The 15051-nt window shown below is 28.4% G+C and carries 14 protein-coding genes and 1 pseudogene; 9 read left to right on the plus strand and 6 right to left on the minus strand.

What is annotated here, in order from left to right:
* Nucleotides 1-354: 354 nt before the first annotated feature.
* Together NGI68_RS16670 and NGI68_RS16675 are read right to left on the minus strand one after the other, a co-directional pair.
* Nucleotides 355-696 carry a PqqD family protein gene (locus NGI68_RS16670; protein ID WP_251862572.1) on the minus strand — a complete coding sequence of 114 codons (342 nt, stop codon included), beginning with the start codon at nt 694-696 and terminating at the stop codon, nt 355-357.
* Nucleotides 686-2605 (minus strand): OPT family oligopeptide transporter, encoded by a 1920-nt coding sequence (locus NGI68_RS16675; protein WP_251862573.1) that lies wholly within the window; start codon nt 2603-2605, stop codon nt 686-688. Before NGI68_RS16675 ends, NGI68_RS16670 begins: the two co-directional genes overlap by 11 nt.
* Nucleotides 2606-3572: 967 nt before the next feature.
* Between NGI68_RS16675 and NGI68_RS16680 the strand changes: the two genes are divergently transcribed.
* Nucleotides 3573-5480, plus strand: coding sequence for an acyl-CoA dehydrogenase family protein (locus tag NGI68_RS16680; RefSeq protein WP_251862574.1), 1908 nt, complete (start codon nt 3573-3575; stop codon nt 5478-5480).
* A 55-nt stretch (nt 5481-5535) separates the two neighbouring features.
* Nucleotides 5536-6735, plus strand: coding sequence for an FprA family A-type flavoprotein (locus tag NGI68_RS16685; protein WP_251862575.1), 1200 nt, complete (start codon nt 5536-5538; stop codon nt 6733-6735).
* 290 nt (nt 6736-7025) lie between these two features.
* Here NGI68_RS16685 and NGI68_RS16690 read toward each other — a convergent pair whose 3' ends face one another.
* From NGI68_RS16690 to NGI68_RS16700, 3 genes are all read right to left on the minus strand, one after another.
* Complete coding sequence (locus tag NGI68_RS16690; RefSeq protein ID WP_251862576.1) at nt 7026-7454, minus strand: MarR family winged helix-turn-helix transcriptional regulator; 429 nt, start codon at nt 7452-7454, stop codon at nt 7026-7028.
* Between the two features lie 10 nt (nt 7455-7464).
* Nucleotides 7465-7947 (minus strand): glutathione peroxidase, encoded by a 483-nt coding sequence (locus tag NGI68_RS16695; RefSeq protein ID WP_251862577.1) that lies wholly within the window; start codon nt 7945-7947, stop codon nt 7465-7467.
* Between the two features lie 379 nt (nt 7948-8326).
* On the minus strand, nt 8327-8746 hold the full coding sequence (locus NGI68_RS16700; RefSeq protein WP_251862578.1) for a hypothetical protein: 420 nt from the start codon (nt 8744-8746) through the stop codon (nt 8327-8329).
* A gap of 274 nt (nt 8747-9020) precedes the next feature.
* Between NGI68_RS16700 and NGI68_RS16705 the strand changes: the two genes are divergently transcribed.
* From NGI68_RS16705 to NGI68_RS16720, 4 genes are all read left to right on the plus strand, one after another.
* Nucleotides 9021-9491, plus strand: coding sequence for a YdeI/OmpD-associated family protein (locus NGI68_RS16705; protein ID WP_251862579.1), 471 nt, complete (start codon nt 9021-9023; stop codon nt 9489-9491).
* Nucleotides 9492-9754: 263 nt separating this feature from the next.
* Nucleotides 9755-11149, plus strand: a complete 1395-nt coding sequence (locus NGI68_RS16710; protein ID WP_251862580.1) for an MATE family efflux transporter — start codon at nt 9755-9757, stop codon at nt 11147-11149.
* A 346-nt stretch (nt 11150-11495) separates the two neighbouring features.
* Nucleotides 11496-12314, plus strand: coding sequence for a TrmB family transcriptional regulator (locus NGI68_RS16715; protein WP_251862581.1), 819 nt, complete (start codon nt 11496-11498; stop codon nt 12312-12314).
* 16 nt (nt 12315-12330) lie between these two features.
* Complete coding sequence (locus NGI68_RS16720; RefSeq protein ID WP_251862582.1) at nt 12331-13320, plus strand: ornithine cyclodeaminase family protein; 990 nt, start codon at nt 12331-12333, stop codon at nt 13318-13320.
* A gap of 277 nt (nt 13321-13597) precedes the next feature.
* Here NGI68_RS16720 and NGI68_RS16725 read toward each other — a convergent pair.
* Nucleotides 13598-13888: pseudogene (locus NGI68_RS16725) on the minus strand (transposase); the annotation flags it as partial.
* Between the two features lie 78 nt (nt 13889-13966).
* Between NGI68_RS16725 and NGI68_RS16730 the strand changes: the two are divergent.
* The 3 genes from NGI68_RS16730 to NGI68_RS16740 form a co-directional block, all read left to right on the plus strand.
* Nucleotides 13967-14239 carry a transposase gene (locus tag NGI68_RS16730; protein WP_251861703.1) on the plus strand — a complete coding sequence of 91 codons (273 nt, stop codon included), beginning with the start codon at nt 13967-13969 and terminating at the stop codon, nt 14237-14239.
* 53 nt (nt 14240-14292) lie between these two features.
* Nucleotides 14293-14628 (plus strand): IS3 family transposase, encoded by a 336-nt coding sequence (locus NGI68_RS16735; RefSeq protein WP_251862583.1) that lies wholly within the window; start codon nt 14293-14295, stop codon nt 14626-14628.
* A 9-nt stretch (nt 14629-14637) separates the two neighbouring features.
* The coding region (locus tag NGI68_RS16740; protein ID WP_286010134.1) for a DDE-type integrase/transposase/recombinase at nt 14638-15051 on the plus strand (414 nt) is incomplete at its 3' end.

The raw sequence follows: 15051 nt of genomic DNA on the forward strand, positions 1-15051 counted from the left end.
AATATTGCTTTCAATGACAAAATAGATGAAGATTTATTTTAAAAATAAATGAAAAAAATTTAAAGATAATGAGTATAATAAAGAAATTTAAGCAAATACTACAATTAGGTTAAATTAACCATTATTAGTATGCCACATGATGAAAAAAATATTACTAAAAAAATAATTTCCAGTAATATTTAGTGATAAAAATTATAAAGTACACAAATCTATCTATATTCTCTAATCATTTTTCTATTAGCAGTATATACTTTAAAAAAATATCTAAATAACGTAGATGATGTAGATATTGCTTAGTCTAATAAATAAAAGATGGATACTACAGTAAAGTAGTTCCATCTTTTATTTATTAGTTTATTTTTTTATATAGTGACAATTAACCTCTATATGATTTAAAAACAACAACAATCTTTCATAAAGAGGGTGAGATTCATCACCGTACTTTGTTTCTAAATTTTCTCCTATATCTCTTACAGTATTTTTCCCATCTATTTGTAAAAATACATAGCTACCATATTCATCAAGAGAAATCTTTTTATATTCTGGAATCTTAAATTTAAGTTTTCTAAAGAAATTTTGGATCTTATGATCTTGTTTTTCAAGTATAGTCACAATGTTATCTTTAGACACACTATATTCTAAGTTATCAGAGATTTTAAATATTATATTTAAAACATCTTCCTTACTATTTTGCATTTTTTATCTTACCGTTTATTATAGGTATGGCTGTAGCTACTACTAGAGCTATTAATATTATAAATGCCATTCCATTAGATGAAGCAAATCCACTTGGACCACTTCCTTTTAGAACACCGGATACTTGAAGTATTATACCTACAAGTCCTATTATAGAACCACCAGCTACAAGTCCAGAAGATAAACTTATACCATTAGAAACTTTAGCTTCAGTCTCTTCTTTAGATTTAGAAGTTTTTTCTATGAATAAACGAACTAGTGCACCTACTAATATTATAGAAGTTGTAGATATTGGTAGGTAGAATCCTATAGCAACTGTCATTATAGGAAGATTTAATAAGAATAAAACAACCCCCATAACAACACCAAGGATTATCATAACCCAAGGCAATTTACCTGACATTATACCACCTGTCAATGTTGCCATTAAGTTAGCTTGAGGTAATGCAAATGGAACATTATCACCAGTCATTGAAAGTTGGCTTGAAAGTAATAGTATAGTACCAATAACTACTGTAACACCAACTATACTAGCTATAGCAAAATATTTTTGCATTTCGCTTTTGCTACCACCTATTATAAAAGTAACTTTTTGTGATTGACAGTAACCACCAGCTATTGAAATAGCAATAACTATAAATGTACCAAATAAAAGTAAAGATTTGTTATTTTCAGGATTTTTCCATCCCATTACAACAAACAATAGTGTTACAATAACTAAAGATGCTATAGTCATACCAGATACAGGAAGGTTTGAAGTTCCTATAGTACCTGTCAAACGTCCGGAAACTATAACAAATAGCAATGATAAGAACAATGATAAAATAGAACCAATTATTGCCATTGCTATATTGCCATTAGATACTAAAAATCCTCCTAAGAAACCTATTATTGTACCAGCAATCAATATTATATTTCCAGCAGATGAACCATTAGAACTACCTGAAGATTTAGCACCTAGAGTTTCTTTTATAGAAGATATAATGGTAGGTATAAGTTTTACAGCACCTATTATACCACCAGAAAGCATCATACCAGCTCCGATATATTTTACATAACTACCAGCTATATCTTTAACTTGCATAGCATTTATAGCAACATCTGGGTTATTCCATACAGATGCGCCATCTTTAGCAAAAGAACTGAAGTAACCTATTAAAGGCATAATACCGAAGTTAGATAGTATAGAACCAGCAAACATGGTTAAAGACACATCTAAACCAACTATGAATCCTATACCCAACAGTAAAGGGTTAACTTCAACTTCAAATTTCCATTTGTAGAAAGATTCATTTACATAGCTTATAACGTTGTTAGCTACATTTAAAAATGAACTAGTTATAAAAGTTATAATACCACTTATGCCAAATCCAATACCCATATACTTCATTGATTCTCCTGCACCTTCTGAAGCAACAAGGGTTTCAGATATAGCCATTGATTCAGGATACATTAATTTACCATGTTCTTCAACTATTAAGTAATTATAAACAAGAGAAGCTATTCCTATGCCGAATAGAACTCCACCTATACCAACAATAAGACCTTCTAAGAAAGTAACTTTAGAACCTATTAAAAGAATTGCTGGTAAAACGAATATCACACCACTGGCAACGGATTCTCCACCACTGGCCATACCTTGAACTAAGTTTTTTCCAAGGATACCTTTTTGTTTAGCAAGTGCAGCTATAAATGCTGAACCTATTATAGAACCAGGAATACCAGCTGCCACTGTAAGTCCTGATTTCATACCTGAGTATGCAGTGGATGCTGCAAATAAAGCAGCTAAAATAATACCTATTATTAGTACAACAGTATTTCCACCCGACTTAGAGCCGGTAGAAATATAAGGAACGTAGTCTTTCCCAGCTACGCCACCATATGCATCTTTAGATAATTTTTTATCCATAGATGTACCTCCTTTATATTTTAATTAATATAATTATAACATGAATTTACAAAATAATAATAAATTTTTTGAATATTGCAAACTAATTAAATTAAAAAAATGAATATAAATTAAAATTTATATAAAAATAGTGCTAAATTTAGTAAAAAAAATATGTTTTTGTTGATTAATTGTATGATTTTTCGCTAAAATTTTCATATATAAATACTTATTATTTTTATGTAGGTCATAATTAATTAATTTTGATAAAGTTTTAGATCAGAATGATAAATTTAGAAAAATAAATAAGAGCTATTAGAATAAATATTATTATTTACTACAAATCAGTGTTATATTCATTAGAATTTGTATTATAAATTCTATTAGTAAAATGAATTTGAATTACATATAGTTGGGAGTATATGGTGTAAATAAATTAGATAACTGTGAATGTTTAATTTTAAAATAATTTTTGATTAATATATTATTGAACTTTTTAAGGAGTGTTTTAATCTTTCAATTAAGTATGTAAATAATGATGAAGGACTTATAGCATTTTTTACAAAAGAAATATATCATTTCAGTCTATGATCTTAAGAGCAAGTGTTTTATACATGAAATAGTATTTTAGCTTTATCAGTGAATAGTTTTTAAAGATTTATGTACTAAAAGACTTAGATATTATATATAAATACAATAAAAAATTAATTAAAGTTTATATATATTTTAAAAAAATATATAAAAATTTATAATTTTTTTAAGCACATATATAAATATATGTATTTTTTTAAGCATACATATATTTATGTATATGTTATTTATATAATAAAGCAATAATTGAAAACTGGTTCAATAAAATATGATTATTATATAATTTTTAAAATTAAAATAAGATTATATAATACACTCAAGGGTAAGCAGATTTATTTATAGTAACTTATTACAGAATAATATGTATGAATCATGTTAATTAAAGGGAGGCATAGTTATGTTTTTTAAGACTACAGAACAACATGAAAATTTAAGAATGAAAATTAGAGAATTTGCTGAAGAAGAAATTAAACCTATTACCTTTATGTTAGATCAGGAAAATAAATTTCCTCTGGATATAATTCATAAGTTAGCTGATATGGAAATTATGGGCATACCATATTCCAAAGAATACGGTGGAGCCGGTTTAGACGTAATAAGTTATGCTATTGCTGTTGAGGAATTAGCAAGAGTGGATGGTGGTACAGGGGTAATTCTTTCTGCTCATACATCTTTAGGCTCATATCCAATTGCTGCCTATGGATCAGAGGAGCAAAAGAAAAAATATTTAGTTCCATTAGCTAAAGGAGAAAAAATTGGAGCATTTGGTCTTACAGAAGAAAATGCTGGTAGTGATGCAGGTGGCACAGAAACTACTGCTGTTTTAGAAGGAGATCATTATATTTTAAATGGAGAAAAGATATTTATTACAAATGCAGGTGAGGCGGATACTTACATTATTTTTGCCGTGACTACACCTAATATAGGTACTCATGGTATAAGTGCATTTATTGTGGAGAAAGGATGGGATGGTTTCAGTTTTGGAAAACATTATGATAAATTAGGCATTCGTTCTTCTGCAACAGGAGAGCTTATTTTCAATAATGTAAAAGTTCCTAAGGAAAATTTATTAGGAAAAGAAGGTCAAGGATTTAAGATTGCTATGTCCACTTTGGATGGAGGCCGTATTGGCATTGCAGCACAAGCTTTAGGCATTGCTCAGGGAGCATATGAACATGCACTAGAGTATTCAAAAGAAAGAATCCAATTTGGCAAACCTATTTGTCAACAGCAGATTATTGCTTTTAAATTAGCAGATATGGCTACAAAACTTAGAGCAGCTAGATTTCTTGTTTATAGTGCAGCAGAAATGAAAGGAAATCATGAAAAATATGGTATGGAAGCTGCTATGGCAAAACAGTATACTTCTGATGTTTGCCTTGAAATTGTTAATGAGGCTCTCCAAGTATTTGGAGGCAGTGGCTATATGAAAGGTATGGAAGTGGAACGTGCTTATAGGGATGCTAAGATTTGTACAATATATGAAGGAACTAATGAAATTCAACGTATTGTTATTGCTGCTAATATTATAGGAAAGATGCCTAAGAGTAAAAATATATCTCAAACTCCTCAAAATAAACAAACTACAGGATATCGTAAAAAAATGATTCTTAAAAAAGGAACACTTAAAGAAAGGGTTAATGCTCTTGTAGAGGCCCTTAAGTCAGATGGTTATGATTTTACAGTAGGAATTCCTTTAGATACTCCTATAGCTAAAGCGGAAAGAGTAGTAAGTGTCGGTTTGGGAATAGGAGAAAAAGAAAATATGAAGCTTATAGAAGACTTAGCAGTTCAAGCTGGTGCAGCTATAGGTTCTTCACGTCCAGTAGCTGAAACACTTAAATATTTACCATTAAATCGTTATGTTGGCATGTCAGGACAAAAATTCACTGGAAATCTATATGTTGCTTGTGGTATTTCAGGTGCAATTCAACATTTAAAAGGTATAAAAGAAGCATCTACAATTGTAGCTATAAATATTGATCCTAATGCAAAAATCTTTAAGAATGCAGACTATGGTATTGTTGGAGATATGATGGAGATAATTCCTCTATTAATTGAAGCTTTAGATAATGGACACCCTAAAAAAGAAGCACCACCAATGAAGAAGATGAAAAGAGCAGTACCAGAAAAAATTACTCCAAACTGGAAACACTATGTTTGTAATGGATGCGGTTATGAATATGATCCTAGCTTAGGTGATCCAGACGGAGAAATAGTTCCTGGCACATTTTTTGAAAATATACCCAAGGGTTGGACTTGTCCTATTTGTGGTGAAGAAAAAGATATGTTTATAGAAGCTTAATTCCTAAATAAATATATATAATAATTTGTTTTTAGTGCAAAGGAGGAGTAAATTTATGTATTGTGTTAGAAATATAACTGAGGATCTTTATTGGATCGGTGGAAATGATAGAAGACTTGCTCTATTTGAAAATATTCACCCCATTGAAAGAGGGGTTTCATATAATTCTTATCTACTTTTAGATGAGAAGACTGTATTATTTGATACAGTAGATTGGTCAATTTGTCGTCAGTTTTTAGATAATATTAAAGCTGTTTTAGGTGATAGAAATTTAGATTATATGATAATCAATCATATGGAACCAGATCATGCATCTTGCATTGAAGAAATAATTCTTAGATACCCTGATGTAAAAATTGTATGTACAGAAAAGGCTGCCATGTTTATGCATCAATTCGGTTTTGATGTACAAGATAAAATAATAAAAGTTAATGAGGGAGATACTATGTCATTTGGAAAGCACAATGTTGCATTTATGTTTGCTCCAATGGTACATTGGCCTGAAGTTATGGTCACATATGATACCACAAATGGTGTGTTATTTTCTGCTGACGCTTTTGGTTCCTTTGGTGCCTTAGATGGCAAAATGTTTAACGATGAGGTGAATTTTGACAGAGATTGGATTGATGAGGCCAGAAGATATTATACAAATATTGTGGGTAAGTATGGTGCTCATGTTCAATATCTTTTAAAAAAGGCTAAGAGTTTGGATATTAAGATTATATGTCCATTACATGGACCAGTATGGCGCAGTAACTTAGAATATTTTTTAGATAAGTATAACAAATGGAGTGGTTATGAACCGGAAGAAAAAGGTGTAATGGTTGTTTATGGATCAATGTATGGAAACACAGAAGATGCTGCTAATTATTTAGCAACAAGCTTAGGGAAAAAGGGAATGACTAATGTGGTTATGTATGATGTTTCAAAAATTCATGTTTCCTATTTAATTTCTGAAACATTTAAATATAGCCATGTAGTTCTTGCATGTGTAACATATAACTTGAATATTTATCCACCAATGCTTAATTATATACTGGATATGAAAGCATTAAATATTCAAAAACGTAATGTTGCGCTTATAGAAAATGGATCTTGGGCTCCTCAGTCTGGCAAATTAATGAGGGAAGCTTTAAGTAATATGAAAGATATGACTATTTTAAATGATGATATGCTAATTAACTCTAGCATGAAAGCTGAACAGGCTGATTCAATGAACAGTCTTGCAGATACTATTATAAATTCAATGAAATAATTTAAGTATTGTTTTTTATTATCAATAGTTAGATTGTTAAACTTAGTTTGAATATATTGATATATTAATTAGGGCTGTGGCACTAAGAATAAATCCTACAATATATTGTGTTAATTTTAAACTGTAAAACAATATATTGTGCTTAAATTCTTTAATGCCACAGCCCCTTTATATTGGAGTTACATCAATCCTCTTTACACAAAGTTAAGACCAAAGGGTAAGTAGATAGATTTGTGTAAAGAGGTGTTTTATGAAAAGAAAAAATTTTAAATTACTTATGATTAGTTATATTAATTCATAGTTTGGAGAACTTTATATAACAATTTATAAAGTTCAATGGTATCATCATAAGACAGGTTAATACACTTACTTACTTTTTCAGGAATAAGTTTAGCTTTTTCTTGCAATTGCTCACCTTTTGATGTTATTTCCACAATAAGATTTCTTTCATCTTCTGGTGATCTTTTCCGTTTTATTAATTGTTGAGCTTCTAACTTTTTTAATAAAGGTGTTAATGTTCCAGAATTTAGATAAAGGCATTCACCAATAGTTTTTACATTCATTGATTTATGCTCCCACAGTACCATCATAGTAATATATTGAGTATAAGTAAGATTTATTTCATCTAGATATGGCTTATATTTTTTTACAACTTCTTTTGCACAAGCATACAATGGAAAACATAGTTGATTTTCAATTTTTAATTCTTCATAATCCATATAATATGTTTTATTCCTCCTTTAGTAATTCTATAATATATTTTTCTATTTCTGCTGGCTTTGTAGTTGGGGCAAATCTATTTACAACATTTCCATTGCGATCAACTAGGAATTTTGTGAAATTCCATTTAATTTTATCATTAAAACGACCTTTCATTTGTTTTCTTAAATGTACAAAAAGCGGATCTGCATTGTCACCATTAACATCTATTTTAGCAAAGGTTTTAAAGTTAACTCCATACTTAAGTTGGCAAAAATTCACTATTTCTTCTTCGCTTCCTGGAGCTTGATTCATAAATTGATTGCAGGGGAAGTCAAGTATTTCAAATCCTTGATCTTTATATTTTTCATATAGTTTTTCAAGACCTTCATATTGAGGTGTAAAGCCACATCCTGTTGCTGTATTTACAATTAATAATACTTTTTTTTTATAATCTTTCATAGATACTTCTTTTAAATTTGAATCTCTTACAACAAAATCATAGATATTCATAACTATTACCTCCATTTAAATTGAATATAATTAAATTGTATACAACTTAATTATATTTGTCAATCTATAGTTTAGGGTATAGAGATTTTTATTTATTGCATAATAAGAGTTGTTGATTTTAATATTATATGTAGACTATAATAGTGGTGATAATACAAGAGCATTAGTTTGTGGAAGTTATAGTTGCCATATCTGGCACGGATAATAAATATAGAAATGAATCAAAATAGGGATAAGTGTTAAGGCAAATATATCTTGATGTTTTTATATATAATATTTACAAAAACTTATAGGATTAATAATTACTCACAGGTGAAAAGATACTTGCAGTAAAGATAAAAATGATGAGAACAATATGTTCTCACCTAATAATTAATTTTTATTTTTCATGTGATCCAAAGCCAGTTATTATAAGAGTAGCCCAGCTGGTTTCTTCAGCTTGTATCCAATTAAATTCAATATCAAGTTCTTTAAGCCATGCATTTAATCCAACGCTTTGTTTTGTGGGATTTGGTGATTGTCTACCAAACTTTTCTTTAATGTTCTCAAGTAATTGTTTTTGATCTTCTTCGTTTAATTCTTTATCCAAAAGTTCCCGTATAATTGCACGACAATCATAATATGATTTTGTATCTTCACTATAAATCTCATCAGCTAATTCTTGTCTTTTCCTATTTAAAGTATTTCTAACCTCATTAATTTCTTCTATGTTTGATAGGTATTTTGATGCGATTTTAAGTGATTCTATTTCTCTATCCATTTTTTTTATTAGTTTTTCTACTTTAGCATATCTCATCATTTATTCTCTTCCCTTATTTGTTTTATTTGAGCTTATTAATTATAACATACAACTAAGCTTAATTATACCCATTTAAAATAATATTATAATAAAAGATTATTTTTATAGTTAAGTATATTGTGTATATGTATACTATCTTCATGATTAACTAGTATATAAAATGTAGGTTATTGGTATATTTGTAAAAAGCAAAAGAAAATGTTATATTATCTTGGAGACGGAGGTTGTTTTTTATCTATCAAGATTTTTGGGGGGAAGAAAAAGGAGGGATAGAGTGGGTAAAGTTTATAAATTTAAAACAGTAATAATTGGTACAGATAAAGTGAATGGTGCATATGTTAAATTTCCATATGATGTTAAAGAGTCATTTGGAAGTAATGGTATTATTAAAGTATTCACTACATTTGATGGCTATAAATATAGAGGTATTCTTGCCAATATGGGTACAAGTTGTCATATAATAGGAATAACCAAAGCTATAAGAGATAAAATAGGTAAAGATCCAGGAGATGAAATAGATGTTACAATTGAAAAAGATACTAAAAGTAGATTAGAGGAGATTCCACAAATATTAAAGGAATCATTAAATAAAGAGATTGCAGCATGTGAATTCTTTGATACTCTTACAGATAGCCAAAAGAATAAATATATTAAATTTATTACATCTGCAAAGAAAGAAGAAACCATTAAGACAAGGTTAGAAAAAACACTTAAAATGCTAAATGATAAAGAGAAAATGAAATAATTATTAAAAAGGCATCTGAAAATGAGATGCCCTTGTTTATATTTAGTATTATATTTTAAGATATAAATTATTTTCATTTTTATAATAATATTATATTTGTCAAAAATCAAAGAAAATGTTATATTAGCAATTGGTTCTAAATTTTAGAACTTATAACATTAGAATCAAAGCCTAGCAATATGACAAGATTTTAAAATTTAAATTTGAACTATGAGAGGAGGCATGTCTAAGCTTTTCTAGGTTTTTATTAGGCAAGAAATAACATGAAAAATACAATATCTACAACAGAAATGATGGAGAAAGAAAGCATATCCAAGGTGCTATTAAAATTATCAATACCTGCAATAATAGCTATGTTAATTAATGCTGTCTATAATATAGTTGATACTATCTTTGTTGGTATGTTAGATAATACTAGTGCCATTGCTGCAGTATCTATAGTATATCCAGTATTTATGTTTATTGGAGCTATAGGGGTTATGTTTGGTGCAGGAGGTGCTTCTTATTTATCAAGATTGTTGGGAGAAAAGAAAAAAGAGGAAGCTGATAAAACTCTAACATCTATTATAGTAATTGGATGCATATTTAGCCTGCTTTTTACTGCCATCTCTATAATATTTTTAGATAAATTTTTATTAATGTATGGGGCAACAAAAACAACAATGCCTTATGCTAAAGAATATGGATATACTATAGTATTAGGATCCATTTTCACTATTGGAACAGCTATAATGAGTAATACCATTAGAGCAGAGGGAAATGCAAAATATAGTATGGTTTCTACTTGCATTGGAGGAATTATAAATATAATATTAGATCCTATATTTATCTTTAAACTAGGAATGGGTATAAAAGGTGCAGCAGTTGCTACAGTTATATCACAGATAGTGTCCTTTGTTTTTCTTTTAAGATATTATTATTCTAACAAAAGTTATATAAAATTAGGAATAAAATTTTTGAAACCAACTTTTAATATGTTTTTTGAAATACTTAAGATAGGTATTCCTATTTTCGTAACTCAAGTATTGGGAAGTTTTGCTTTAGGTTTTATGAATATAGGAGCAAAACCTTATGGAGATGCAGCAGTAGCTGCTATGGGTATAGTATTTAGAGTTATGTCTATAGGTTTTTATATAGTATTTGGTATTGGTCAGGGATTCCAACCAGTTGCTGGATATAATTATGGAGCTAAAAATTTTGAGAGATTAAAAGAAGCTGTAAAATTATCTATTAAATGGAGTATAATAAGTGCTTTTGTAATATCAATTTTGTTTATAACTTCTGCAAAGGGCTGTATGGTTATATTTACAAGAGATAAAGAAGTTATAAATATAGGAATAAAGGCATTTAGGGCAGCTAGCCTGTTGTTTCCATTTTTTGGATATGTTAATACTTATGCTGTATTACATCAAGCTTTAGGAAAAGCTATGGGAGCATTTATATTGTCCATTTCAAGGCAGGGAATATTTTATATACCTTTAATGTATATATTGCCAAAGTTTTTAGGATTAGATGGAGTAATATTCTGTCAAACTGCAGCGGATGGATTGGCTTTTGTAGAAACTTTAATAATGGCTACTTGGTTAAACAAGAAATTAAAAGAAGAGATGGTTCAAGAGTCTGATCTTGATAGTATAGAAAAAGTTTCATCTTTTTAAATTTGAAAATCGATATTAATTATCAGCAAAGATAATTAAATATCGATTTTTTTATCTTTAAATTTGTAATATTATAAGATATTCCATTAAGCTATCATATGTGAAAATCACATTAATTATATAAAATGGTTATGAAATACTAATATATTATTCATAATAAAAGTAAGTATACCTTGGATTTTTTTCATTCCAAAGTATTGACAACAGTATATAAAAGCATATAATAGTTACTAATAGTAACTACTAAAATTAAGGGGAATAAGGATTCATCATTTCCCGTTTTATATGATATTTCAACATTATGATATAATTAGCTTATTATATTTAAGGAGTAGATTAATTAATAATGGAGAATTTATTAAGCTTATTAAAAAAATTCGGATTTACAGAATCAGAAACAAAAGTATATATAGCTTTATTAAAAAATGGGCCTGGTACAGGTTATGAAATAAGTAAAAATTCATCAGTACCAAGATCTAAAGTATACAATATTTTAGAAATTTTGATGGATAAGGGATGTATAGTAGTATCAAAAAAAGAAAAACCTATAAATTATGCACCCATACCTGTAGAGGAATTCATTGAAAATATCAAGCATCATACTAGTGCAATTCTTGATGAAGTTAAAGTTGAATTAGAAAATTGTAATAGTAAAATTGACTTAGATCAGATGTGGTATATAAGAGGATATGAAAATATATTTAGCAAATGTAGAAATATGATTGATAACGCTAAAAATGATGTATATATCCAGGTGTGGAAAGAAGACCTTAAAGAAGTTGAAACTGAGATAAAAATGGCAGAAGAAGAATTATCTAAAATATTGATAATATTATACAGTATGAATCAAGATTATACTTCGGAAATTAAAAATTATTATAGACATGGATTTGAAAAAGATAAATTAGAAGAGATAGGTGGAAGATGGATAACTTTGGTAGTAGATTCCAATGAAATGGTATTTGGACATATTCAAAGTGAAAAAAATGCTGAGGTTATATGGACTAAAAGTGCATCCATGGTTTTTTTAGCAAAAGAAAATATAACACATGATGCTTATTGTCTTAGATTAATAGAATCTTTAGGGGACACTTTAAAGGATAAATTCGGTGATAATCTTGAAGGAGTAAGAAATATATTTGAAAATTTAAAAATAAAGTTATAATTGGGAGGTATTAATAATGATTTTATTAACAGCGAAAGAAATAAAAAGTATATTTACTATGAAAGAAGCAATAGAAGCAGATAAAGAGGCATTAAGAATGTATACATCTGGGAAAACTAATATACCATTAAGGGTTAATATTGATATACCTAAATTTAATGGACAAAGTCTGTTTATGCCAGGATATGCTGAGGAATTAGATATTACAGGTATAAAAATAGTTTCAGTATTTCCTAAAAATATAGAGAAAGGTAAACCATCAGTTCCAGCACAAATGATACTTTTAGATGGAGAAACAGGAGAAGTAATATCAATAATGGATGGAACATATCTTACTCAATTAAGAACTGGTGCAGTTTCAGGGGCAGCCACAGATATTTTAGCAAGAAAGAATGCTAAAAAACTTGCTTTATTTGGAACAGGAGGTCAAGCACCTTCTCAACTAGAAGCTATTCTATCAGTAAGAGATATAGAGTTGGTTAAGGTTTTTGATATAAATAAAGAAAGAGCTGAGGAGTTTGCAAGCAACATGCAGAAGGAATTGGGCTCATATGGAGCAAAAATAGTTGCTGCAGAAAGTTCAGATGATGCAATAAAAGATGCTGATATAATAACTACAGTTACTACTTCAAAAAAACCAGTATTTAATGGAAAGCTAGTAAAAAAAGGAACTCATATAAATGGAATTGGAGCTTATACTCCTGAAATGCAAGAAATTAGTGAATTTATAATAGAAAATTCAGATAAGATTTTCTTAGATACACAAGATGGTGTTTTATCTGAAGCTGGAGATTTCATAATTCCTATTAAAAAAGGTATTATAGATAAAGCTGACATAAGTGGAGAACTAGGAGAAGTTATATTAGGTAGAAAAACAGGACGGGAAAATGAGGAGCAAATAACATTATTTAAATCTGTAGGAACTGCAATTTTAGATGTGGTTGTGGCTTTCAAAATATATGAAAAAGCAAAAAAATCAGGTATAGGAACTAAATTTGAATTGTAATTTTATCAATTATAATTTAAATAAAATTTGTAAAGAAATTTTATTTTTAAATCAAAAAGATTAAAAATGGGGCTGCGGCACTAAGAATAAATACTAGAGAATATAGATAGATTTGTGTACTTTATAATTTTTATCACTAAATATTACTGGAAATTATTTTTTCAGTAATATTTTTTTGATCATGTGGCATACTAATAATAATTAATTTAAGCTAATTGTAGTATTTTCTTAAATTTTTTTATTATACTCATTATCTTTAAATTTTTTTCATTTATTTTTAAAATAAATCTTCATCTATTTTGTCATTGAAAGCAATATTTAATTGGGCAAGTGTCATTCCCCAATTTGCTCTTGGTGAAGTCCATTTTTCTATTATTTCCATAGTAGCTAGATATAACGATTTCTTCAAAGATTGTTCCGTAGGAAATACGGTTTTTGTTTTAGTAAATTTCCTTATTTGTCTATTGAATCCTTCAAGGATATTAGTTGTATATATCATCTTTCTAATTTCAGGTGAAAATTGAAAGAAATTGGATAAGTTATCCCAGTTATTATACCAAGAATCAATTGGTGCTAGTATAAAGTAATGGACACATTAAATCGAACTAAGTAAAATAATATTTAGTTAAAAAAGGATGTGTTCATTATGGGAAATGGCAGAAGATACGATCAAGAATATAAAGATATGATAGTAGACTTATTTAAGTCAGGCATGAGCTTATCAGAGCTAAATAGCGAATATGGCATTGCAAAATCAACAATCAATGGATGGATTAAAGATGTAAAAGAAATTAAAGTAGATGAAAATGAAGTTATTACATTGAAGGAAATCAAAGCTTTAAAAAAGGAAATGGCAAGAATTAAAGAGGAAAATGAAATATTAAAAAAAGCTATGGCCATATTTGCAACAAGAAATTAGATGAAGTAATAGAATTTATACATAGTAATAAAAGCAATCATGATATTAAGACTATGTGTACCGTTCTAGGGGTAGCCAGAAGCACATATTATAAGTCTTTTGATAAAACTAAATCTGCAAGAAAAATAGAAAATGAGGAATTAAAATCAGCTATTAAAATAATATATAAAGAAAATAAAGGCATATATGGTGCTCCTAGGATTCATCATATACTTGGTACAGAAGGCTTTAAAGTATCCTTAAAAAGAGTTCAAAGACGAATGACTGAACTTAATCTTTGTGCAATAACTGTAAAAAAATACAAACCTAATTCAAATAAAAAGGTAGCAGAAGGTTTAGAAAACGTTTTGAAAAGAGATTTTACTACTACTTCTATTAATGAAAAATGAACAGGAGATATTACATATATTCATACTATCGAAGATGGTTGTTGTTACTTAGCTTCAGTTCTTGACTTACATTCTAAAAAAATAATTGGATACTCTTTCGGTAAAAGAATGACTAATGATTTAGTTGTTAAATCCTTCAAAAATGCTTATTGTAGACAATCTCCTCATAAAAATAAGCAACTAATATTCCATAGCGATTTAGGATCTCAATACATTAGTAAGGATTTAAAGGGGCTATGTAAAAAGTTTAATATTACACAATCATTTAGTAAAAAAGGTTGTCCCTATGACAATGTTTGTATAGAATCTTTCCATTCATCTATAAAAAAAGAAGAAATATACAGAAATGCATATCGTACCTTCCAAGAAGCTAATAGAGCTATTTTTAAATATATTGAAGGATGGTATAACAGAAAAAGGCTA

The sequence above is a fragment of the Clostridium sp. Marseille-Q2269 genome, assembly GCF_943736985.1.
Lineage (GTDB): Bacteria > Bacillota > Clostridia > Clostridiales > Clostridiaceae > Clostridium_F.